The sequence below is a fragment of the Niallia sp. 03133 genome (genome assembly GCF_052663225.1).
Genome location: NZ_JBQTCY010000004.1, coordinates 236,390 through 259,099 on the forward strand (window position 1 = coordinate 236,390; position 22,710 = coordinate 259,099).

General features: G+C 34.0%; 21 protein-coding genes. 6 read left to right on the top strand and 15 right to left on the bottom strand.

Annotated elements, in window-relative coordinates:
* Nucleotides 1-138: 138 nt before the first annotated feature.
* From ACTYBU_RS07560 to ACTYBU_RS07575, 4 genes are all read right to left on the bottom strand, one after another.
* Nucleotides 139-1,962 carry an ABC transporter ATP-binding protein gene (locus ACTYBU_RS07560; protein WP_445488514.1) on the bottom strand — a complete coding sequence of 608 codons (1,824 nt, stop codon included), beginning with the start codon at nt 1,960-1,962 and terminating at the stop codon, nt 139-141.
* A 13-nt stretch (nt 1,963-1,975) separates the two neighbouring features.
* Nucleotides 1,976-3,730: an ABC transporter ATP-binding protein gene (locus tag ACTYBU_RS07565; protein WP_445488515.1), complete on the bottom strand. Its 1,755-nt coding sequence runs from the start codon at nt 3,728-3,730 to the stop codon at nt 1,976-1,978.
* A gap of 184 nt (nt 3,731-3,914) precedes the next feature.
* A complete protein-coding gene (locus ACTYBU_RS07570) occupies nt 3,915-4,382 on the bottom strand; it encodes a TlpA family protein disulfide reductase (protein WP_445488517.1) in 468 nt (155 codons plus the stop codon).
* Between the two features lie 176 nt (nt 4,383-4,558).
* Nucleotides 4,559-5,101, bottom strand: coding sequence for a peroxiredoxin (locus tag ACTYBU_RS07575; protein WP_445488518.1), 543 nt, complete (start codon nt 5,099-5,101; stop codon nt 4,559-4,561).
* 350 nt (nt 5,102-5,451) lie between these two features.
* On the opposite strand from ACTYBU_RS07575, the gene ACTYBU_RS07580 reads away from it, so the two are divergent.
* Nucleotides 5,452-6,300, top strand: coding sequence for a mechanosensitive ion channel family protein (locus tag ACTYBU_RS07580; RefSeq protein WP_445488520.1), 849 nt, complete (start codon nt 5,452-5,454; stop codon nt 6,298-6,300).
* Between the two features lie 77 nt (nt 6,301-6,377).
* Here the strand turns inward: ACTYBU_RS07580 and ACTYBU_RS07585 are convergent, their stop codons facing one another.
* The 5 genes from ACTYBU_RS07585 to ACTYBU_RS07605 form a co-directional block, all read right to left on the bottom strand.
* Nucleotides 6,378-7,505, bottom strand: coding sequence for an N-acetyldiaminopimelate deacetylase (locus ACTYBU_RS07585; RefSeq protein WP_445488522.1), 1,128 nt, complete (start codon nt 7,503-7,505; stop codon nt 6,378-6,380).
* A gap of 255 nt (nt 7,506-7,760) precedes the next feature.
* Nucleotides 7,761-8,471, bottom strand: a complete 711-nt coding sequence (gene dapD / locus ACTYBU_RS07590; protein ID WP_445488524.1) for a 2,3,4,5-tetrahydropyridine-2,6-dicarboxylate N-acetyltransferase — start codon at nt 8,469-8,471, stop codon at nt 7,761-7,763.
* Nucleotides 8,472-8,617: 146 nt separating this feature from the next.
* Nucleotides 8,618-9,526 carry a LysR family transcriptional regulator gene (locus tag ACTYBU_RS07595; protein ID WP_445488526.1) on the bottom strand — a complete coding sequence of 303 codons (909 nt, stop codon included), beginning with the start codon at nt 9,524-9,526 and terminating at the stop codon, nt 8,618-8,620.
* A gap of 178 nt (nt 9,527-9,704) precedes the next feature.
* The gene (gene cbpB, locus ACTYBU_RS07600) at nt 9,705-10,151 is read right to left on the bottom strand and encodes a cyclic-di-AMP-binding protein CbpB (protein WP_445488528.1); all 447 of its coding nucleotides are present in this window, start codon (nt 10,149-10,151) and stop codon (nt 9,705-9,707) included.
* A 492-nt stretch (nt 10,152-10,643) separates the two neighbouring features.
* On the bottom strand, nt 10,644-10,880 hold the full coding sequence (locus tag ACTYBU_RS07605; protein ID WP_445488530.1) for a YkuJ family protein: 237 nt from the start codon (nt 10,878-10,880) through the stop codon (nt 10,644-10,646).
* 290 nt (nt 10,881-11,170) lie between these two features.
* Here ACTYBU_RS07605 and ACTYBU_RS07610 point away from each other — a divergent pair, with 290 nt between their 5' ends.
* Nucleotides 11,171-11,410 carry a glutaredoxin family protein gene (locus tag ACTYBU_RS07610; RefSeq protein WP_445488532.1) on the top strand — a complete coding sequence of 80 codons (240 nt, stop codon included), beginning with the start codon at nt 11,171-11,173 and terminating at the stop codon, nt 11,408-11,410.
* Nucleotides 11,411-11,519: 109 nt separating this feature from the next.
* On the opposite strand, the gene ACTYBU_RS07615 is transcribed toward ACTYBU_RS07610, so the two are convergent.
* Nucleotides 11,520-12,197: a DUF3993 domain-containing protein gene (locus ACTYBU_RS07615; RefSeq protein WP_445488534.1), complete on the bottom strand. Its 678-nt coding sequence runs from the start codon at nt 12,195-12,197 to the stop codon at nt 11,520-11,522.
* Between the two features lie 431 nt (nt 12,198-12,628).
* On the bottom strand, nt 12,629-13,846 hold the full coding sequence (locus ACTYBU_RS07620) for an EAL-associated domain-containing protein (RefSeq protein ID WP_445488536.1): 1,218 nt from the start codon (nt 13,844-13,846) through the stop codon (nt 12,629-12,631).
* A gap of 270 nt (nt 13,847-14,116) precedes the next feature.
* On the opposite strand from ACTYBU_RS07620, the gene ACTYBU_RS07625 reads away from it, so the two are divergent.
* Together ACTYBU_RS07625 and ACTYBU_RS07630 are read left to right on the top strand one after the other, a co-directional pair.
* On the top strand, nt 14,117-14,857 hold the full coding sequence (locus ACTYBU_RS07625; protein ID WP_445488538.1) for a C39 family peptidase: 741 nt from the start codon (nt 14,117-14,119) through the stop codon (nt 14,855-14,857).
* 757 nt (nt 14,858-15,614) lie between these two features.
* Nucleotides 15,615-16,079 carry a YkyB family protein gene (locus ACTYBU_RS07630; RefSeq protein ID WP_445488540.1) on the top strand — a complete coding sequence of 155 codons (465 nt, stop codon included), beginning with the start codon at nt 15,615-15,617 and terminating at the stop codon, nt 16,077-16,079.
* Nucleotides 16,080-16,198: 119 nt separating this feature from the next.
* On the opposite strand, the gene ACTYBU_RS07635 is transcribed toward ACTYBU_RS07630, so the two are convergent.
* From ACTYBU_RS07635 to ACTYBU_RS07645, 3 genes are all read right to left on the bottom strand, one after another.
* A complete protein-coding gene (locus ACTYBU_RS07635) occupies nt 16,199-17,104 on the bottom strand; it encodes a chemotaxis protein (protein WP_445488542.1) in 906 nt (301 codons plus the stop codon).
* A gap of 392 nt (nt 17,105-17,496) precedes the next feature.
* Nucleotides 17,497-18,807 (bottom strand): MFS transporter, encoded by a 1,311-nt coding sequence (locus tag ACTYBU_RS07640; RefSeq protein ID WP_445488544.1) that lies wholly within the window; start codon nt 18,805-18,807, stop codon nt 17,497-17,499.
* Between the two features lie 27 nt (nt 18,808-18,834).
* Nucleotides 18,835-19,368 (bottom strand): RDD family protein, encoded by a 534-nt coding sequence (locus ACTYBU_RS07645; RefSeq protein ID WP_445488546.1) that lies wholly within the window; start codon nt 19,366-19,368, stop codon nt 18,835-18,837.
* Nucleotides 19,369-19,634: 266 nt separating this feature from the next.
* On the opposite strand from ACTYBU_RS07645, the gene ACTYBU_RS07650 reads away from it, so the two are divergent.
* The gene (locus tag ACTYBU_RS07650) at nt 19,635-19,838 is read left to right on the top strand and encodes a hypothetical protein (protein ID WP_445488548.1); all 204 of its coding nucleotides are present in this window, start codon (nt 19,635-19,637) and stop codon (nt 19,836-19,838) included.
* A gap of 329 nt (nt 19,839-20,167) precedes the next feature.
* Complete coding sequence (locus ACTYBU_RS07655) at nt 20,168-21,322, top strand: aminotransferase A (RefSeq protein ID WP_445488550.1); 1,155 nt, start codon at nt 20,168-20,170, stop codon at nt 21,320-21,322.
* A gap of 186 nt (nt 21,323-21,508) precedes the next feature.
* Here ACTYBU_RS07655 and ACTYBU_RS07660 read toward each other — a convergent pair whose 3' ends face one another.
* Entirely contained in the window at nt 21,509-22,402 is an 894-nt protein-coding gene (locus ACTYBU_RS07660; RefSeq protein ID WP_445488784.1) for an NAD(P)-dependent oxidoreductase, read from the bottom strand.
* Nucleotides 22,403-22,710 lie beyond the last annotated feature (308 nt).

The window sequence follows — 22,710 nt, forward strand, 5'->3', positions numbered from 1 at the left end:
AAAGAATAGGTGATCTTTGAATGATTACAGCTAGTAATGCAAAAAAACACACCGTTTATATCAAAGCAGTGTGTTAAGACTGGCGAAAAACGCTCAATTTCTTCTTTGTTCGCCTAGATTAACCAAAATCCCCATATTTTACATCACCTGCAGCATTTTGAATTGCGCTTCCACTAAATGATAATAAATCCCCTTTTTATCCATTAATTCCGTATGGGAGCCTTCTTCCATTATGCTTCCATGATCCAATACAATAATTTTATCAGCTTCCCGTATAGTGGAAAGTCGATGGGCAATCATAATAGCAGTTCTTCCTTTTAATAATGTTTTTAATGCTTTTTGTATTTTTACTTCTGTTTCTGTATCGATACTCGCAGTTGCTTCATCCAAAATTAATATTCTTGGGTTTGCCAACAATGCTCTTGAAAAAGACAATAGCTGCCTTTGCCCAACGGAAAGTATATTCCCACGTTCTTCTACTTCCGTAAAATATTTATTCGGAAGCCTATCAATAAAGCTATGTGCTCCGATTGCTTTTGCTGCCTCCATTACTTCATCGTCTGTAGCATCAGGTTTTCCAAAACGGATATTTTCCATTATCGTTCCTGAAAAAATAAAAGTATCTTGTAGCACAATACTAATTTGACTGCGCAAAGACTGTAAAGAAATAGATTTTATTTCTATTCCATCCACTGTAATAAAACCGCTAGTCGGATCATAAAATCTGCTGACTAAATTGGCGATGGTTGTTTTCCCAGATCCTGTATGCCCAACTAATGCTGCTGTTTGACCTGCTTTTATCTCCAGGTCAATCCCATTCAATGCTTTACGCTTTGCATTGTACGCAAACTCGACATGGTGAAACTGAATATCCCCTTTCATTTCCTGCAGCTCGATTGGATTTTCTATTTCTGACACATTCGGACGCTCATCTAAAAATTCAAAAATTCGTTCAGACGATGCCATCCCCATTAATAATTGATTATATACTACACCAAGCCGGGAAATAGGCTCCCAAAACATACCTAAATAAAAGGCAAAGGAAACAAAAACACCAATACTCATATCTGTTTTCAGCAAGTAGGCACCATACCATATTAACACAGCAGTTCCTACTGCATTGGTTAATTCAACAAGGGGGCGAAACATGGCATTTTGTTTAGATGCATGTCGCCAACTTTCAAAGTTTTCATTATTTATTCCATCAAAAAACATCATATTTGCTTTTTCCTGGGTGGATGACTGTGTAACCCTTATTCCCTGAATACTTTCGTTTAAATGGGAATTTAACTTTGCTTGCTTTAACCGAACAGCTTGCCAAGACCTTCTTATTTTTCTTCGTAAAGCAGTAGAAATAAAAAACATAATCGGAATAATAATCAGAACAGCAAGAGATAATTCCGGACTTAATGTAAGTAGTATACAAAATATCCCAACTAATAATATAATGTCCATTAAAAGATTAATAACGCCATTTGTAAACAGTTCTTGCAGCGAATTAATGTCATTCATAATTCTTACGAGTATGGACCCAGCTGAACGTTCATCAAAAAATCGATGGGACAATTTTTGTACATGTGTGAATAAATGCTTTCGAATATCATAGATAACATTTTGGCCTAATGCATTCATCCATTTTATTCGAAAGTAGTTCGCAATATAAGAAATGATATATAATGCGGCAATAAGTATTACTAAACTCAATAGCTGGCTGCCATTCTTATTTTTTATTGCCATGTCTAAAACATATATGCCAATTAAAATAGGAATAATTAATCGTACAAATGTTGTAATTAAAACTGTGGCAAATGATAGTGGCAATAGTTTTTTTTGATACGGCTTCATATAGCTTAATAAACGCCACATTTGCTTCCAGTTAAAGGGTTTTTCAATTACGTCATCCGTTGAGTAGTTAAATCGATTCATCACATGATCCTGCAGCTTTTCTTTCTTTAATGCCATCAGCGCATTCCCCCTATTGTGCTTGAATCTCAGCAACTTTTTGCTGATCTTGGAATTGAATATTATAAATTCTTTTGTATGAGCCATGCTGTGTAATCAATTCTGTGTGCAGACCTCTTTCTACTATTCTTCCATCTTCTAAAACTAGTATTTCATCCGCATGCTTGATCGAAGAAATACGGTGTGCAATAATAAATGTTGTTTTATTTTTCATCACTTCTTTTAATTCTTTTTGAATAATAAACTCTGTTTCCATATCTACAGCACTTGTGGCGTCATCTAGAATCAAGATACTCGGATTAACACAAATCGCTCTTGCAATAGCGATTCTTTGCTTCTGACCTCCGGAAAGTCCCATACCTCTCTCACCAAGCATCGTATCATATCCATCAGGTAGCTCCATTATAAAGTCATGTGCTTGCGCTCTTTTGCTCGCAGCTATAATTTCTTCCATTGTAGCATCTGGTTTTCCATAAGCAATATTGCTCTTAATAGTAGAAGAAAATAAAAAAGATTCTTGCGAAACTACGCCTATATTACTCCTTAACGCATGGATATCATACTGTTCGACATTAATACCATCAACTTTCACTTCGCCCTCTGTAGCTTCATAAAACCTTGTTAATAGCTGTGTAATACTTGTTTTGCCAGAACCTGTACCACCAATTAATCCAACTACTTTTCCTTTAGATACTTTAAAATTAATATGCGAAAGCGCATCCTCTTCTTTCATTGCATATTTTAATGACACATTTTTAAATTCCACTGTTCCATTTAAACGTTTTGTAAAAACAGCTTTTTTTCGATTTTCAATAATATTATCTTCTTCTAAAATTTCCAGCAGTCTTTCTCCAGAAGCTTTTGCTTGGGAAAATTGGTTTATAACAAACCCTAAATTCATAATTGGCCATATAATATAGCCTAGTAGACTATAAAAAGCAACAAGCTCTCCTAATTGAAGATTATTATTTATTACTAAAAAACCACCATACGAAATCAGGAAAACAACGCTGCAATTTCCCAAAAACTCCATAAGAGGAAAATATTTTGACCATATATCCGAAGTAAATAAATACTGCTCTTTATAATCTCCATTAAAGTCATTAAATGTCTTCACTTCAAAGTCTTCCCTCGAAAGAGACTTGACTGTGTTGATTCCACTTATATTTTCCTGTACTTTCGTATTTAATTTACCAAAGGACTTTCGTATAAGCCGAAAAGCTGGATGGACTGCCTTATCAAATTTAAATGTTACAAAAACTAAAAAGGGCAAGGTAATCAACGAAGCAATTGTTAAAGGGACTGAATAATAACACATAATCGTAATACTTACTGCAATTAGTAGGATAAATCGAAGCAATTCAGAAAAGCCATAAGATAAAAAAAAGCGGAATCCCTCAACGTCTGCTGTTAATCTAGACATTAAATCTCCAGTTTTCGCATTATCATAGTAGCTAAAAGGAAGGTATTGAAGTTTTTCATATAAAGAATTTCTTAATTGATATACGGAGCTGATTCCAAATAAATCACCAGTATACTGTTGTATATATGTAGCTATTCCTTTCAAAATCATAATCAGTATAAATCCAATTGCTAAATAGGGTATCCAATGATATTTTCCTTCTCTCACTACATCATCAATTGTTAATTGTAAAATAATTGGATATACTACTGTAATACATGTTACGATTACTAAAAAGAATAAAGAGCAGATAAAATATTGTTTAAATGGCAAATAAAAACTTTTTAATTTTTTAAAAGTGTTCAAACGTACGTTCCCCCTCTTCTGTCTAAAATATACATTAACACTTCCAATTATATGACAAAAAATCCGCATTTTTAATATAACGGTTTTCGAAATATTTTTCCACTTATTTTTTAAGAAACTTTTTAAATTAGTTTATAAAAGCAAAAAAAGCAAGGAATCATCTCCTCGCTTTTGCATATTAAGCTTATTCAGCTGCTTCTGCTGCTTTAGCTGTCTCATCCAAAACGCGGTTCACACGTTTTTCCAGCATTTTCATTCCGCTTCCACCAGCTTGGAAATGTCGCAGCTTTCCTTCTTTGTCAAAAACATAATAAGCAGGAACATACTGATTTTCAAATGCTTCTGTTAATTTATGACCACTATCAACAAAAATTGGCTGTGTAATCCCATGCTCTTCTGCCGTTTTTTTGATTTGCTCTAAATTTAAATCTTCTTCGGATCTCGGCATATGAACAGCTACGACATTTAATTTATCGCTGTAATTATCTCTAAATTCATTAACTTGCGGCATAGCTTCTTTACATAAGTAGCAGCTTACAGACCAAAAGTGAATTAAAGTTGGCTTCTCTCCAACTAAGTCAGCTTTAGAAAGTTCTCCATTTAACCATTCTGTTGCTCCAGCAAGTTCTGGCATCTGTTCACGTAATTTCATATCTATTGACCCCCAAGTTTTTCATTTCAGCTATAGCTTGTAATCAAACATTTTAAAGAGAATTTAGCCAAAATATACTGCTTTTATACTGTAACGCCTAAAAATCCTTTAATACCCTACTTTGATTGAAAGAAAGACCTAACAGCAAATCGTTAGGTCCCCCTTTTTTATGATTCTTATAATGTTGCTTGACCTGGTTTCCAGTTTGCTGGGCAAAGTCCACCAGTTTGAAGTGCTTGAAGAACACGTAATGTTTCATCAACATCACGGCCAATATTATTATGGTTTACAACAGAGTACATTAATTCGCCTTCTGGACTGATAATGAATAATCCGCGAAGTGCAATACCTTCCTCTTCAATCAACACACCGTATTCACGTGAAACAACATGATTTGTATCAGCAGCTAATGGATATTTTAAATCTCCTAGACCATTTTCTTTACGATCTGTTTTAATCCAAGCAAGATGTGTATGAATTGTATCAGTTGAAACACCAATTACTTCTGCATCAAGGTCTTCAAACTCATCATAACGGTCAGATAATGCAGTAATTTCCGTTGGACAAACGAAAGTGAAATCCATTGGATAAAAGAATAATACTGTCCATTTATCGTTTTTTATATTTTCTTCTAAACTTACTTTTCCAAATTCTTTATTTGCAAATACTGCTTCCATTTCAAATCTTGGTGCTTGTTTACCTACCATACGTTCTGGCATTGATAATCCCTCCATGTAATTGTATTTAAATGAGAATATGTATGAACTCATTTGTTGTTATCTCTCAATGAATATCATTATAAAACGTTTAGTATTTATAGTCAACATTAAATAATAATTAATTTAAAAAACTAGTCATTATCAACTGTTTAAAGAAAATATTTTATTTTTGTTTTATTAAAGTAAACAAAAATTTTTTCTCTATCGTCTATTCTTATTCAAGTCTTTCTTAGTATAAACGATAAAAGGATTTTTCAATCATAAGTTTATCAAAACGAAGAAGGGGAATAAAATAATATGACTTGCACATCAAAAATTTTTCAATTTATATACAACAAGGAAGTGAAAAAATGGATGAATTTAACACATATGGAAAAGACTTAATTAATTTAGACTGGGAAGGCCTCCTTATAAAAGCAGGCGTTACCTTTTTAAAAATCGTTGTAATTATTCTCATTTACATAATGATTAAAAAACTGGCCTCTGCATTCATTACAAGATTATTTTTATCTTTTCAAGAAAAAAACTCCATATCAAAGGGCAGAGCTTTTACTTTAGAAAGTTTAACCAAAAATCTAGTTTCTTATCTGCTAATTTTTGTATTAGTTGTCACGATTCTTCAAACCTTTGGCATACAAGCAACTGCAATTTTGGCTGGAGCAGGAATAGTCGGATTGGCAGTCGGGTTTGGTGCACAAGGTCTTGTAAGTGATGTTGTAACTGGTTTTTTTCTTTTATTGGAAAAACAGTTGGATGTTGGCGACAATGTTATTGTAGGAAATTATTCCGGGACAGTTGAACAAGTAGGCTTGCGAACAACCCAAATCCGGTCAGGTGATGGCACCCTAAACTATATACCAAATCGTGAAATTACTACCCTAAGCAACCAGTCGAGAGGGGACATGCAGGCTCTTGTAGATGTAATGATTTCTACTGAAAATGATATCCCACAAACACTTAATGTATTGCAAAAAGTCTGTGATTCTATAAAAAAGCAAAATCCTCTTATAACAGACGGCCCAAATGTAGCTGGTATTCAAACATTAGGAACAGGAACTATTACTATTCGAATTATTGCAAAAACCGTTAATAATGAACAAGTAGGAATCGAACGATTACTTCGGAAAGAGATAAAAGAAGAACTTGACCGCACTAACATCAAATTTGCACCTTCCCAGCTTATTTTAGCACCAAAATAACATGTCTATTTTTTGTTTGAGGAAATAAATCAATACCTTCGATAAGAATTATTTAACTTATCGAAGGCTTTTTTCTTTTAGTTTCCTTTATACTGTATATATTTCGTTATCATAGAAATAGCGGTTCCAATTGCCTCTTCGTTCGCATTTAGCTTATTATGATGCAAACCATATGGTGAATCCACTCCAAGCCAGAACATGAACCCAGGAATATCTTTTAGCATATAGCCGAAGTCTTCCCCTGTCATTGCTTCGGTACACTCAATTACACTTGTCTCTGTATGATCTGCAACAAACTTCATAAACTCTTCTGTTAGCAGTTCTTCATTATAAACTTGATAATAGCCGCAGCCAAAATCAATGGTGCATTCGCAGTTATAGCCCACTTCTATTCCTTTAACAAGCGACTGAACCCGCTGTTTAACCAATTCCATTGATTCACTAGAAAGAGTGCGCATTGTCCCTTCCAATCTTGCAGTTTCCGCAATAACATTTTGAACAGATCCGCCCGTAATTTTACCTATTGTTACTACAGCACTGTCAAGCGGATTAATATTTCTTGCTACAATCGTTTGAAGCTGGCTCACCAGACTGCATGCGGCAACGACCATATCATTTGTTTGATGAGGATAAGCCGCATGTCCTCCTTTTCCTTTTAGATCAATAAAGAGCTCCGATGTATTTGCAAACAGCAGGCCAGGCTTTAATGCAATCTTTCCAACAGGATACTCTGGCGCAATATGCAATGCCATGATCATATCTGGCTTCCACTCTTGCATAATATCGCTTTTAAGCATTGGCTCTGCTCCGCCAGGACCTTCCTCTGCCGGTTGAAAGATAAAGAGTACATCATCTTTAATAGGATTGTTCATAAGCTCTGTTAATACACCTAACGCAATGCTCATATGAAAATCATGGCCACATGCATGCATTTTGTTTGGATGAGTGGATTCAAATGGCAGCCCAGTTTCTTCTGTCATAGGCAATCCATCCATATCAGCTCGGTATCCAATAAGTTTAGAAGAATTGAATCCCGCTACTTTAACAAAAATGCCTGTTTTCCATGTTTTTATTTCCATTCTGTCAGCAGGTAATGTTTGGATATAATCAAGTAAATACGCTTGCGTTTTTACTTCTTGAAATCCAAGCTCCGGAATTTGATGTAAGTCTCTCCGAATTTTTATAAAGCTGGCACTCTCTCCCATAACTGCCTCCTTTTTTGTAACGCTTTTCTTTGTTTTGCAATATTTCTTCGTTTCATGCAAAACAAAAGCGCGGACTTTTATCCACGCTCCAGACTCAATCTTCCCACTACTTTCTTTGATTACTTCTTCGAATCATTATTCTTGATAGAAGTCACGTCCCGAAAGTAAAGTTCTCTTATTCCGCCTGGACGATTCATTTCATACTTTTTTATCACATGTTCGAAATGCTGCTTTATCCACGCTTTTGTTTCCTTTTTATAGCTGACGAAGTTCTTGCATAATTTCTGTTTTTGATTTTGTTTTTTCGTCAATTTCTTTAATAACTCGAGCTGGTGCTCCAGCCACTAATGTATTTGCTGGTACATCTTCTAGTACAATCGCTCCAGCAGCTACAACAGAGCCTTTTCCAATCGTAACGCCTTCTACTACCACAGCATTTGCTCCAATTAGTACATCGTCTTCCACGATTACAGGTTTTGCAGATGGAGGCTCGATAACTCCTGCTAACACAGCTCCTGCTCCAATATGACAATTTTTTCCAACAGTAGCTCGACCACCAAGAATCGCTCCCATATCAATCATAGAACCTTCTCCGATTACAGCTCCGATATTAATAACTGCACCCATCATAATAACTGCATTATTTCCGATTTCTACCTGATCGCGAATAAAAGCACCTGGCTCAATACGAGCATTGATATTTTTCATATCTAAAAGTGGAATTGCCGAATTTCTACGGTCATTTTCTACAACAAAATCTGCAATTTTTCCTTTATTCGCTTCAATTGCTGCGTTAATTTCTGTCCATTCGCCAAAAACAACTCCTGAATCTCCGCTAATAAAAGCTTGTACGTTTTCTCCAAAGTTTACATCAGCTAAATCACCTTTTACATAAACTTTTACAGGTGTTGATTTTTTACTATTTTGAATAAATGAAATTATTTCATTTGCATCCATCATTTTCATTGTTTCTACCTCCATTATGTATATACTCGAAATTACTTTACCAAACAAAAGAAATGAAAACAAGCAAAAATTCAATCGAACTTCTATATCAGCGCAAGATTCTTCCTTTTATTTTTTTAAAAGACATCTCCCTTCATAAATTCCCATTATTTCTCTTTTAATAAGCTGTGATTAAATGGCTGGTCTGAAATATATTCATTGACAATTTCTAAAAATGCTTGTACTTGCTTTAATTGGAAAGAAGCTTCATATCCAATAAGCCATGTCTCTCTTTTTATCGGCTCCTTATTCTCATTGTACAATGGTATTTTAAATAAGTTTTGATCTGCATCCTTTATTGCGATGGATGGTAAAATACTATAGCCAATTCCGTTGAAGGATAATTGTTTGCATGTTTCAATTTGGTCGACAACAATTGTTTTTTTAGGTGGTGTTTGAAACTGACGATGCCACCATACTTGGATTTCCTCGTAATAATTTGAATCACTTTTAAACTGGATAAAGGGCCTATCTGTTTGTAATAATTGATCAAGGCTTGAGATTTCGGTATCAACAAGATACAGAGGATCATCAAATAAATACATTTTTGCACCTTTCCAGTCTGAAGATCCTCGAATGATTCCGATGTGAATATTATCGTCATAAATGGATTTTAATATTTCACTGCTCCATCCTGTGACAAGTGATACTTTTGCTTGAGGATATTTGGCGACAAATCTTTTTAATACGGATGGAAGCCAATTCTGACCAACAATGCTGGCAACAGCAATTTTAAGCGTTCCATGTACTTCCTCTTCTAAAGCAAACATCGCTTCCCTTACTTCTTCTTCTTTCTCTATTGTTTCAGCAGCAAATTTAGTGACTAATTCACCAGCAGCCGTTAATGACAAGCCTCGTTGTGAACGAATAAACAATTTAGCCCCCCATTCTTTTTCAATTGTCTGCAGGCGCTGGGACAAAGCTGGCTGTGTGACAAAAAGCCTTTCTGCAGCTTTTCTCATATTCATTTCTTGAGCTAACACAGTTAATAACTGCAGTTCTGTAATTGTTGACATCTTTGATTTCCTCTTTACTTTTTTTAATTAGTATATCTTAATACATCTATTGATGCCTGCATATTTATAGAAAAATAAAAAGACTCCTCTTAAAAGGAATCTTCTATCAAGCATAATACAACAAACAACAAAAGGAAGCGATTTCAAAAGAAAAAAAGCACGAAAGAAATGATTTTTCCTATTGATGATTTAATTTTTGTAAATGACCATTCAATCGCTGCAAAATAGTGCTTCTAGTTAAAATCCCTTCAAAAAACCCTTCATTGTCTTCTAAACAAACAAAAGGATGATCCACTAAAAATTTTATTGTCTCCAAAACGGAGGTATTACTATTCACTCTCGGTAGATCTGTTTTCATAACTTCCTGTACTTTGGTCGTTTCTAATTTTTCAAACTCAATTCTTTCCAACCCGAGAATTTTCTCTGTAATGATGGTTGTGCTAATTAATCCATGCAGTTTATAGAATGGATCAAGTACAGGCACTGCCGAATATCCACTTTTTGTTAGTACTAATAATGCATGTTCTAAATTATTTCCAATTTGCACATGGGCAACACACTCTGACGGGATCATCAATTCCTTTAATGAGCTGCCTAAAAATTCTCCGCTGTGAATGCTGATCATAGCCGAAAACCCCTCAATTCATTTATTTTTACATAAATATCTTAACATAGTTTTCGGCAAGATGCTTTTTTTAACCTTTACTTGTTTCAATATTCCTTTTTATATAGTCACAATTTGGGCAATGGTAAATTATATTTTGATTAGATTGTGCTGTTAATACATGCTCTAGAGATTCCTGTTTAAAGCATTGGGGGCATGTTACAAAAGGGACCATTTTCTCACCTCAACTATTAGCATTTTCAGCCAAGCTTTATTTTATGTATTTTATATAAGAAAAGCGCAAGCGCCCTTGCTTATCGACGAAAAAAGCTGGACTGAATCGAGTGAGATAAAGGAAACACGAAGAGCGTAAGCGTCGATGTTGACTACGCAAGCGAGGTGAGGGAAGCGTTGAAGTCGATAGGGCGCTTGCGCTAGACACTTCTCTGACTTCCAAAAACTTATACTTTCTTATCTCATAAAAAAATGGAGCTTTTCAGCTCCATTACACATTTATTGAATTAGATCAAAAATTTCGATCGTAATCATATCAATATTGTCAAATTGATATCTTTTCGGTTTTTCCTTATCATTGTATACTTCCAATTCAAATGTAACGGTTTTTGGATGGAAGGTTACTTGACATTTTCTTTCACCATTCACCTCAAAAAAACGTTGAGTTGGTTCTCCCCCAGTGGATTGTTCTTGTAAATTTTTCAAACGTGTCAAAATACCTTGAAGTTGTGACATGCTCTCTCTCCTTTCAAAAAAACCTATATATTACCATTAGGTTTCACTATTAGCATGTTTCTATACACTTTCCTTTTTTAAATTTAAAGTTAAAGTTCAATATGTGTAAATGCCAATAATAACAGAATAAAAGATTGTTAGTAGTTTGTCCAAGTAAAAGTGTAAAATTTACTAATCTTTTTTTATTTATTTTTTACTGTGAATATTCAAACTCTTTAGAGGATGATTGAAATAAAGAAAGGAAATGAGTATGATGATACTATCATACTCAAGAGGGGAATTTAACCAAAATGAAAAAAATTACGATCTATACGCAGCCCGATTGTCCTCCTTGTGAATATGCAAAGCTATTTTTGCAAGACAAAGGATTTTCATTTGAAGTAAAGAATATTCAACAAGATACGAAAGCAAAAAATGAACTAATAAAAAAATACCAGTCTTATTCCACGCCAACTTTCGTTATTGAGGATAAAGTCATCACTGGATTTGATTTAGAGCAGCTTCAGCAAGTCTTAGGTTTTTCTGATTAAAAAGAATAGTAATGTTCCGATAAAGGCAAAAGCTTCCCTTTTTTCAAATTTAACGTAATACACAAATAGGAATTTTTAGGAAACGCCAATATTCGGGACATATTTCCCATTAAAAGAGGGCAGGATTTGGCATCTTGCGTTGGTATTGATTGTCCTGAAAACCAACCTGGTTATTTAGTTTCGTTAAATCCGTAGCATTAAAGTTTGAAAAAAACACCACATCATTATAAAAAACTAACGTTGTTAAATAACTTTCCCAATAAAATGTAGATAAGCTTGTATTTTGTATAGGATTTTTCGCTAAATAAGTGGAAATCTCTTCATCATTCAATAATTTTGAAACTTTCCATTTGCTATTTATTTTTTCTATTAATATTCCTTCATAATGACTATCATAAGCCACTGGTCCATCTTTAGATGCATTAAAATGCTCGTACACATACACTTTATCTTTTCCCACATTCACTTGCGTATGCTCTGAAAATTGAAAATACGGAATAGAGTAAGCAGCAAAATCACTGCCAAACGTAAAATATTTGTTATTTTCTTTTATTAAATTTTCCTTTAAAAATAATACTTGATATTCTTTTGTAAAGAAAGGGTTTAATACTCTATGGACGTCATGTAAGCTTCTTTTCTTTTCACTTAAGGAAACTTGTGCATAAAATGCATCTTCTAAAAAGCTCATTACATCTTCTCTGGTTGATAAAGTATCGTTTGCAAACGAGTGAGTTGGCTTGAGGATAATAATTGCCATTACAACTATTTTTACAACTAGTTTTCCCATTTTACTCTCCCTTTCCCATTTATCCCACTCTTTACTGGCAGTAAGACCTCACCTCAAGATGCTGAGAAATCGAGAAAGCTAGGTGGGGGATAACAACTGCCCGTAAAGGTCCGAGGGAGGTACACAAACGTCGCCACTTCCTGTAGCAACGTTTGTGTGATCCTCATCCTGTGGACCGCAAGCTTTCCATCATTGGGGGATGAAGAAAACCCCCAATGATGGAAAGGTTCAAGTTATCTCCTTCTATAGTATCAATATTTTCCTTCATTTTAATTGACCATTCGTTCGAAAAATTACTCTATAAACTGACAAAATAATTAGTACTATTTATTTTCCCCTATTTATAAGAAGTAAAACGTTAAATTAAGTACAAAAACTCCCTCTCATAAAATTCTGACTTCTCAGAAGCTTTACAGAGCGAGTTTAAGATACTAATTTAATAATACATCCATTTTGTCTAAGAAATTATACGATAAATCAATAAATAAATAATCATGACTATTTAACGGAAAGGAATAAGTTCTAACCGTTTCTCCTGTTTCAATATCACTGTATAAATCGGAAAGAATCCCCTTTTTTTCATTTCGCATCCGAATAATATTTTCTAGGAAATATGGACGCCAACTCCAGTTTTTATTTTTATAGTGGGATTGTAAGATCCAATCGGAATCTTCTTTAAAAATGTTCTCCGATTTTTGAAAGCCATCTTCATCACAAACATACATTCTAAAAGCGACATCTGATAACTCAATTGTTAAGAATTCAAGCAATTCTTCATATGTGCTGTATTTCCGATACTTCCCCAATAGTTCCTGTATATGTGACTGGAAGGATTCGGTTAATTGAAAAATCCCTGTTAATTTCTTTTTTTCATACGAAATAAATTCATGAAATTCATTTCGTAAAGTTGTTTTTCGAATATGTCGATCAACAAACTGTTCTTCTGGGTAATGCAAATAGTAGCCTTGATAAAACCTTCCGCCATTTTTCCAAGCAAACTGCAGTTGATAAACCATTTCAATGTTTTCAAATAATAATGTTGCACCTATTTTACGTGCTAACATCGAAAGAGAATATAATACATTTTGATAAGTATGGGAAGTAGATGTAGAACGAAGCGCCAATAAATCAATTTTTAATATATCTGGCGCCAATTCGCCAATTCGATCCAAATAGCTGCTATCACTTCCCATCTTATCAATGGCAACTTTAATTCCATATGTTCGATAATAAATAAGAAGATGATCTAAATGATCAGACTGCCCTTTATAATTTCTCTCGGAGATTTCCAACACTATACGGTTTAATGAAATCCCTTTTTCCTCATAGGATAACAGCATTTGCAAAAAAACTTCTCCATCATCCTGCATGAGCAAATCCGCATCCCTATTTATAAAAAGCAAAACATCTTTATCAAGCTCCACTGCTTTATCCAAAGCTTTCGTCAGAACTACATGATCCACTTCTTGTTTATATTCTTCTGGAATTCCTTCGTCCATAAAAAAAGGGCCTAAACTTTCAATGGAATTATGTGTTCTATATCGTCCTAATATTTCATATCCAATCACCTTATGTTCATCTGCACTAAATATCGCTTGAAAAAAAGGGATGACATTATCTAAATCTGTCAAAATATCCAAAGCATCCATATTTTGAAGGCCTCCCTCTAAATAATGACTTATTATAACATAAAAATCCTCCTAAATATGTGATATTAATGTTTTATCTGCTTTATTTATACAAGATTTGCTTATTTTTGAGCCAACTGAAAAAACACAGTTTTTTTAATTTGGTTTCCTATCAAAAAAGTCCTTTCTAATAAATGTTACTTCTCAAAGGATGGAAATAATGTTATATCATATTGCTCTCTTTATAGAAGACACTAATAACAGGAGTCAGCATATGAAGGAAGGAAATATATGCATCCATTAAAGTTAGTTTTTTTTACTATTTTCATCTACCCATTATTTTCAGTATATTTAATGGAAAAAATACAGTCATTTGACAATTTAATGCATTCTTCTCAAATGGATGGAGAACAAGTACAACCAGTACTCACTCCTAATCAAACAATTTTATTAGATGTTCCATTGATTAAACAAAACCCTGAATTAAAGTATGGCTGTGAAGTTACAAGCTTAACCATGGTTTTACATTATGCAGGATTAACTATTTCAAAAATGGATTTATACAAACAAATCAAAAAAGATAATGATCCCCTTTTAAAAAAACATGGAAATATTTTAAAATGGGGAGACCCTTCTATTGGATTTGTTGGAGATATGACTGGAAAAAATGCAGGATATGCCGTTTTTGATAAACCGATGGAGGAATTAGTTAACCATTATCTTCCTAATCGCGAAATTAATTTAACAAATCAGCCTTTCTCGGCCCTTGAAAATCATGTGAAAAAGGGGTTTCCAATTGTTGTATGGACAACTGGTGATTACCGTCTCCCAGATAGATGGGAGTCCTGGGAGCATAAAGGAAAAATAATCAATACACCTTTAGATTTACATGCAGTAGTAATGGTTGGATTTAATGCAAATTATGTGTTTTTAAATGATCCTTTATCAGGAAAAAAAAATGTGAAAGTAAATAAAAAGAGATTTATTCAATCATGGATTGCTTTAAAATCAAGAGCAATCAGCATTAAATAAGAATCACCTTTATGTAGTGGTGGGGGCCTCTCCCCACTCTGGTTATCGGCTGACACTTGTTACTCGAATACATTTACATAAAGACAACTCTCTTTCAAAAAAGGGGATTTTAACCAAAAAGGGATGTTAAATTAGCATATAAGTATACGAATACAAACTTACCTAATTTTAATGTGAAGATGTGATGACAGCAGTGATTATTATTCGCTCTATTGTCCCCATCTGCCATTACATTCATAAAAAGTTCTTTAGTTAATCTTTATGCATCTAAATGATAAAAAATACGGATACTTATTGGAAATTTTTATCTTATTTATCTATTTCTTTGACTGTTTTCTAAAAGATTGTTGCTTTTTAATAAGTTGAACAACCTTTAGAAGTACTGTGCAGCCTGAATTCACGTAGACTCTCAGCATAGATTAGCGCGAGACAGGCGAGAAGAAAACAGAAGTGAAACGACGAAGCGGTTCGGCGCTCGGCTCGCGGAAAGCGAAGTGTATTCAGGCTGTGGGTTAAATAACAACAATCTTTACGAAAAGAGTCATTTCTTTTGATGAAGTTAAGCAATTTATTCAATTAATTACATAATCAAAGGTTGAAGCAAATATAACGGATTGATCAAAAACTTTATTTTCCGATCCATTTTATCCCCTCTGTTCTTAAGACAAGTAAAAAATAATTCTGCCATTTCATTTCTTCCGTAAAAATAGTATAATAGCTTGTATTCTACATACTATTTGAAAGGAGTATAAAGCTAATGAATAGGTATCCTCAATACCAAACCCATTTAAACCCGACTGTTGACAACCTTTCACAAGCAATTTTTGTCGTAAATCGTCATGCTAAAACAGCAACAGATCCAAAATTTCTATATAAATTAAAACATGATAGTCTAAAAAAACTTATGAATGAAGGTAAAGCAAAAAAACTTGGACTGCATTTTTCCAGTAATCCTAAAAACAGTCAACAGCAATCCGATATTTTAATCGAATGCGGTAAGTATATGTTCCATTTGCCTCCTACAAAAAAAGATTTTGAAGAACTACCTCATTTAGGGTCATTGAGCAATGACGTTCGCAATCCTAAATCAACCATTTCGTTAAATCAAGCAAAAAAACTCCTAATCCAATACACTGGAATTAAAGAGCCAGAGCAAGACAATCAAATAAGAAAAAAGAAGTATGTAAAGCCAGTATTCAAAAAACTAGGGGAAAGCTACTAGATCTTCCTCATAATAGGTTATATTATATAAGGGTCAAACCCACAAAAAATGTATATTAACTAAGTTTGTAATATACTTTCATTTGTGAGATCAGGCCCTTTAACTATCTATTTCTATGATTATCCAATTAGACCATCGATCAATTGAATTAATTCAGCTATTTCCGGCTTGCTTGCTTGTGCATCAGCTCCAACTCTCTGCCCCTTATGTCTTAAATCATCTGTTATTAAAGAAGAAAAAATTACAACCGGCAAATGAGCTAGTGCTGCATCTTCTTTTATTCTTTTGGTGAAATGGTGGCCATCCATTTGCGGCATTTCAATATCTGTAATAATTAAATCTACTACATCCTCCACCCTTCTTCCTTCTATTGTCGTTTTTTGTAAGAAGTTGAGTGCCTCAAGGCCATTTTCAAAAAGTTCTATTTGATTAAATCCAGCTTCTGTTAGCGTATCAAGCAATAATTTTCTTAATAATGGCGAATCTTCAACCACAACTAATCGTTTATAACTTCTTTCTCTTCTCCCTAATTTTTTCACTTGCTGTATGTTAATGCCTGAATTCGGATTAATCTCTACCACTATTTTTTCAAAATCCAATAATAGTATCATTTCTCCATTTAGTTTTATAACACCAATAATTTGGCTGTCAGAACCTTGATACATATCTGAAGGTTTTTCAATATCTTCCCATGAAATACGATGTATTTGTGAAACATTATGAACATGAAAAATAATTTTCATTTTATTAAACTCAGAAACGATAAATTTATCTTTTTCGGGGGTGTAGGATGGTGCAAAACCAAGCGATTTTGCTAAATTTACTACTGGTAGCACTTCTCCCCTCAATTCCATAATGCCCTCCACGTTGGGGTGGGAGTGGGGAATTTGAATAATAGAAACTGGATTAATAATTTCTTTTACTTTAATGACATTAATCCCAAACTTATTATCTCCAATCGAAAATTCAACAATTTCCAGTTCATTTGTACCGCTTTCTAATAAGATCCCTTTATCATTTTTCATATTTTTTCGCTTTCTCCTTCATATATATGATACAAGATTGCCAAATTTATAGGCAGACGGCAAACTGACTTGCTTTACTCGGATGCTTTTACCCATCAGCATTAATTTTCATGATTTAAAAGAATTTGACAATTTACGTATTCCAAATGAACAGCTTCAAGAACCCAGAATCAACTACGAAAGACGAGAAAAAGCTGACATTCTCTTTACATGCATGCTGCCTCCATTATAATCTTTTTATCGGCCATTCCTATTTAAACTAAAGAGAAACTAGTTATTTTTAAAAAAAATAAGCAGGAGCATCCTGCTTTTAAATTTCACAAGCTTCAAGCTTTTATGAGATTTCTTACTTCTTGAAAAACCGAACAATGATAGGAAGAAATAAGAATTGATTATTCTGCTTTTATCTTAGGAATAATGGCGTGAATAGCAAGTCCTGCAACCGTTAGAATAATTAAAGACCCTAAAGCCATTCTACTAGCTAAATCCCCTAAATCTGCAAATATTAATGTAATGCTTCCATATAAAAGCGGCCCTATAATAGAGGAAACCTTCCCTGAAAAAGCAAACAACCCAAAAAATTGTCCTCTTTTATCTTCTGGGGTTATTTCTACAATATAAGTTCTTGTCGTTACCCACATACTCCCTAATGCTATACCGAACATGCTTCCAGCAACCCAAAATAAGATCTCATTCCAAGCAAATGTTGCGATCAGCAATGCAGTCACCAATAATATGCCCACATATCTAATAGCATTATATGCCCCTTTTGCTTTTGTTATATAACCAAATACTAAGGAGCCTAAAATGCTTGAAACAGTCGACACTAAATAAAGAAGGATAAACTTTCCAGTACTGAATCCGACGATTGCTTTTGCATATACAGCCATCATTGCTATAGTTGTAGCGATTGCATCATTAAGGAAGAAATAGGCAAGCATAAAGATAAAAATATTGCGATATGTTTTAATTTGTAAAAATGTATCGTATATTTCTTTATATCCAGAAAGGAAAGATTGCTTTGCTGCCATTTCCTTTGGTGAATCTTTTATAAATAAAAACAATGGAAAAGAAAAAAGCAAAAATAAAAAGGCAGTAGGCATAAAAGCTTGAGAATAAACTTTACCCTCTATAAATAAATAAACAAGCAGCCCAATAAGCGTCCCTACATATCCTACTGCAACACCAAATCCAGAAATAACAGGCAATTGCTCTTTTGTTCCCAAATCAGAAATCATATTATCATAAAATACGAGGCTAGAATGATAGGAAAATTTCGCCAAAACAAATAAAATAATCACGAATACTAAAGATAGCGGTATAGACGCAATCGTTTTATTAAAGACCGTTTGTGCAAAAATTCCCATGGCTGCTGTACAAACAACGGTTAATAAGGTAAATACTACGATATATTTCTTTTTCTTTCCTGATCTATCCATCATTACACCAAATAACGGAGAAAAAATGACTAATAAAAAACTAGCGAAGGCATTCGCATAAGAAATAAATGTACTGGCAATTTGACTTTGAACTTCATTTGATCCAACTGCTTCTTGTAAATACAATGGAAAAAAAATCGTATTTATATTCGAAGAAAAGATTGTATTAGCTGCATCATATAAAGCCCAAGATAATACAGGTAGTGAAAAAAACAGGGCAAAACCTTTCTTTTTCAGTGTATGATTGTTATTTGGATGCTCCATTCAGCATCTCCCTTCCGCCTTTTTGAATTATTTCGTTTTCATCACAACTGTACCTGCTATCAAATCATGTAGAGCCTGTTTTTTTTCAGTAAATGCTGCCATTAAATATCCAATAAATAATATCCCAGATAAAAAGCTTAATAGTAAATATCTCCCTAGACTTCTCCAAAAGGAAATTTTATCTCCACTTACTGTCATAACCTTTAATCCTAGTATTTTTTTCCCAATTGTCGCCTGCCATTTAGATGATTGGAATATCACAAAATACAGAGCATTGACAACAAGGCAAATAATTGCTGTTCCACAGAAAGCTAAAAGCATCGGTACTACTAAAGCCATCAGTTGTTCTTCTGTTAATTCTTGTTCAAAATTATTAGGATTATTAAAAAAAGATATAGTTTCGGAAGACGGTCCTAAAAATAAGGAAAAGAAAAAACTTCCTAAAAAAAACAATGGAATGGCAAGAATAATGGTGTCAATGACACTCGCTCCAAACCTTATCCAAAACCCTGCATAATTTTTCTCTTCTATCTCTGTTTCTTTTATTACATTTACATCCATTTTATTCCCCTCCTGTTGTACATAATAAATGGAAAAGAATAATCAAACAACCCTTACTTGCACAAAATAACCACTTAAATAGCATCTTTTTACATACGATACTTATTTCCTTTAGAACTATTTCTCTTCATTTAATATTTAATTATTACTATTTAGTGAATAATGTAACAAACAACTAGACCTTTTATAAAAGAAAGAATACTATAATTATGGAAAGACGCTTTAAAAAATAACAAAGCAGTTAAAAGAAGAGGTGCAAAAAACAAATGTTGAGAGGCACAGGAATCCTTATTAAAAAAGATTTATCTGTTTCTTTTTTCGAAAATATTGATGCAGCTACTTTTCAAAATTTACAGACGAAAAAAAATACAGATAAAGAAAATAACAATCATAACAATACATGTAAATCTTATTCAAACGAACCAGCTTTTTGGCTGAATAAAGAAATTGATTGGGAATACGGCTATTAACACTTGATAAGAAGCATAATTAGCTACTTTACAGGAATAACTGGAGTACAAGTAAGGAGACATCTCTTTATTTTGTACTCTTTTTTCTTTCTACCTGCATTTTCATGCTACTACTTATTTGATATGATAAAGTAAAGTCATTTTTCGTAAAACTTTTGAATATCACTGGATTTACTAAATGCAGAATACTGCTTGTTCTCCTGGAATTTTGTTAGGAGAGCTGCCTGAAAATACACTTTTTCTGCCCTATCAACAATAATGACTGTATTATTTGATCCAATAATCATGTTAAACGAAATTTAATAAGTTAGACTTTTCAGGAGGATACTATGGAACACTTGGTAAATAAACGGGTTAAAAATATTGAAATATCAGGAATAAGAAAATTTTCTAATATGGTTGCTGGAAATAAAGATATTCTTTCCTTAACGGTGGGACAACCAGATTTTCCAACACCTGATCATATAAAAGAAGCTGCAAAAGCCGCCATTGATGAAAATTTTACTACTTATACGCATAATGCTGGAGATATTACTCTTCGAAAAGCTGCTGCTGATTTTGTTGAAAAAAAATATAATCTTCATTATCAACCGGAAACAGAAGTGATCGTAACGACTGGTGCCAGTGAAGCGATCGATATAGCTTTTCGAACAATATTAGAGCATGGTGCAGAGGTTATTCTTCCTGGACCTGTATATCCTGGATATGAGCCTATCATAAAGTTATGCGGAGCTACACCTGTTTATGTAGATATACGAGATAATGCTTTTCGCTTTACTGCCGATTTAATAAAAGATTATATTACCGATAAAACAAGATGCATCGTTTTGCCGTACCCTTCCAATCCAACAGGTGTAAGCTTAAACGAATCAGAGTTGCAGGATATAGCAAAATTATTGACAGACAAAGATATTTTTATTTTAGCGGATGAAATATACAGTGAATTAGTATATGATCAAAAACATATTTCGATTGCAAGCATGCTTAGAGAAAAAACAATCGTAATCAACGGTCTTTCTAAATCACACAGCATGACAGGATGGCGAATAGGGCTGCTATACGCTCCTGAATCAATATGCAAAGAAATACTCAAGGTGCACCAATATAACGTGACATGCGCTTCCTCCATATCACAAATGGGGGCATTACAGGCACTCACAGTGGGAATAAACGATGCTTTACCCATGAATGAGGAGTATAAAAAAAGAAGGAATTATATTTTCAATCGACTAGAAAGCATGGGACTTCATGTAATCATGCCAGACGGTGCATTTTATTTTCTTATCCAAATTCCTTTTGGTCATATGAACTCCTTTGAATTTTGTTTAGATTTAGTAGATAAAGTAAAGGTTGCAACTGTCCCAGGGAGTGCTTTCTCGTCCCTAGGCGAAGGGTTCTTTCGCATCTCATTTGCTTATTCAATGGATACTTTAGAAGAAGCATGCAACAGATTAGAAAAATACTTAAAAGAATACAACGCATAAGTTTTACTAAAGAAGCTGCAAGCAAAATGATTAAAAAATTTTTGCTTGCAGCTTTTATTTTCCCATTCTTATGTGCAGGAAGCCTCCCCCACCTCAAGTACACAAACTAAGATCTCCACACTTCATATAGACCACAACTAAACATCTGTAGGGGGAGGAAGAAGCCCCATTGATGGAAGGTTCACTTTATAGCGTATTGCTGTATTGTTGATAATATTTATACAGAGCCTGTGTTCCACTTTCATCTTCACCTAGTGCGGATAAACGGCTATACAGGCTTTCTGCAAGCTGTAGGCCAGGCGTTTCCATTTCCATTGCTTTGGCCTCTTCTAGGGCAATCTTCATATCTTTAATAAAATGTTTGATATAAAAGCCTGGTGCAAAATCTCCTTTTATCATTCTTGGTGCTAGATTACTTAATGAGAAGCTTCCTGCTGCTCCAGTGGATATGCTTTTTAAAACAGTATCAGGATTTAACCCTGCTTTTTCTGCATAGACTATTGCTTCACAAACCCCAATCATATTAGAGGCAATAGCGATTTGATTGCACATTTTCGTATGTTGCCCTGCTCCTGCAGCACCTTGATACACAATATTTGTTCCTAACATTTCAAACACAGGTTTTAGTTCTGTAAATGCATCCGTATCTCCGCCGACCATAATAGAGAGCTTTGCTTCTTTCGCTCCAACATCACCGCCAGACACTGGTGCATCTAAAACATGAATTTGCTGTTTTTTTCCTTCTTCATACAATTTTTTAGCTAAACTAGGGGTAGATGTTGTCATATCAATGGTATAACTGTTTGGTTTTGCATTTGCAATTATTCCATTTTCTCCTAGATATACTTCTTCAACATCTGCAGGGTAGCCAACAATTGTAATAATAATATTGGCTTTTTGCGCCACTTCTTTTGGAGTGCTTCCCCATTCTGCTCCTAATGCAAGCAGCTCGTCTGCCTTATGTTTTGTTCGGTTATATACAATAACAGGGTAGCCGCTATTCAATAGATTTTTCGCCATACTTTTGCCCATAACGCCTGTTCCAATAAAGCCAATCGTACTATTTTCCTGTGATAACATATAAAACGCACACTCCAATCTAATAGTATAAAGTGAACCTTCCATCATTGTGGGGCCTTTATCCCCCACTTATTGTTAGTTGAACTTATCGGACCTTTACGGGCGAGTTTCAACACCTAGCTTCCTTGATTTCTCAGCATCTTGAGGTGGTGGTCTTACTGCCCGTTAAGAGTGGGATAAATGTCAATTTATGTAGTTCTATTTTATCATAGCATGAATAACCGATGATTACACAAACTTTACGCTCATTTATGAACATAACTTAGCATAATTTAAAGTTTAAAATAAGAAGAATTTATTTTATGAAG

Bases quoted from the DNA above. Each gene is read 5' to 3' on its own strand.
- ACTYBU_RS07560 (WP_445488514.1), bottom strand. From the start codon at position 1,962: ATGGCATTAAAGAAAGAAAAGCTGCAGGATCATGTGATGAATCGATTT.
- ACTYBU_RS07570 (WP_445488517.1), bottom strand. From the start codon at position 4,382: ATGAAATTACGTGAACAGATGCCAGAACTTGCTGGAGCAACAGAATGG.
- ACTYBU_RS07575 (WP_445488518.1), bottom strand. From the start codon at position 5,101: ATGCCAGAACGTATGGTAGGTAAACAAGCACCAAGATTTGAAATGGAA.
- ACTYBU_RS07580 (WP_445488520.1), top strand. From the start codon at position 5,452: ATGGATGAATTTAACACATATGGAAAAGACTTAATTAATTTAGACTGG.
- ACTYBU_RS07585 (WP_445488522.1), bottom strand. From the start codon at position 7,505: ATGGGAGAGAGTGCCAGCTTTATAAAAATTCGGAGAGACTTACATCAA.
- dapD (WP_445488524.1), bottom strand. From the start codon at position 8,471: ATGAAAATGATGGATGCAAATGAAATAATTTCATTTATTCAAAATAGT.
- ACTYBU_RS07595 (WP_445488526.1), bottom strand. From the start codon at position 9,526: ATGTCAACAATTACAGAACTGCAGTTATTAACTGTGTTAGCTCAAGAA.
- cbpB (WP_445488528.1), bottom strand. From the start codon at position 10,151: ATGATCAGCATTCACAGCGGAGAATTTTTAGGCAGCTCATTAAAGGAA.
- ACTYBU_RS07605 (WP_445488530.1), bottom strand. From the start codon at position 10,880: ATGTCACAACTTCAAGGTATTTTGACACGTTTGAAAAATTTACAAGAA.
- ACTYBU_RS07610 (WP_445488532.1), top strand. From the start codon at position 11,171: ATGAAAAAAATTACGATCTATACGCAGCCCGATTGTCCTCCTTGTGAA.
- ACTYBU_RS07615 (WP_445488534.1), bottom strand. From the start codon at position 12,197: ATGGGAAAACTAGTTGTAAAAATAGTTGTAATGGCAATTATTATCCTC.
- ACTYBU_RS07620 (WP_445488536.1), bottom strand. From the start codon at position 13,846: ATGGATGCTTTGGATATTTTGACAGATTTAGATAATGTCATCCCTTTT.
- ACTYBU_RS07625 (WP_445488538.1), top strand. From the start codon at position 14,117: ATGCATCCATTAAAGTTAGTTTTTTTTACTATTTTCATCTACCCATTA.
- ACTYBU_RS07630 (WP_445488540.1), top strand. From the start codon at position 15,615: ATGAATAGGTATCCTCAATACCAAACCCATTTAAACCCGACTGTTGAC.
- ACTYBU_RS07635 (WP_445488542.1), bottom strand. From the start codon at position 17,104: ATGAAAAATGATAAAGGGATCTTATTAGAAAGCGGTACAAATGAACTG.
- ACTYBU_RS07640 (WP_445488544.1), bottom strand. From the start codon at position 18,807: ATGGAGCATCCAAATAACAATCATACACTGAAAAAGAAAGGTTTTGCC.
- ACTYBU_RS07645 (WP_445488546.1), bottom strand. From the start codon at position 19,368: ATGGATGTAAATGTAATAAAAGAAACAGAGATAGAAGAGAAAAATTAT.
- ACTYBU_RS07650 (WP_445488548.1), top strand. From the start codon at position 19,635: ATGTTGAGAGGCACAGGAATCCTTATTAAAAAAGATTTATCTGTTTCT.
- ACTYBU_RS07655 (WP_445488550.1), top strand. From the start codon at position 20,168: ATGGAACACTTGGTAAATAAACGGGTTAAAAATATTGAAATATCAGGA.
- ACTYBU_RS07660 (WP_445488784.1), bottom strand. From the start codon at position 22,402: ATGTTATCACAGGAAAATAGTACGATTGGCTTTATTGGAACAGGCGTT.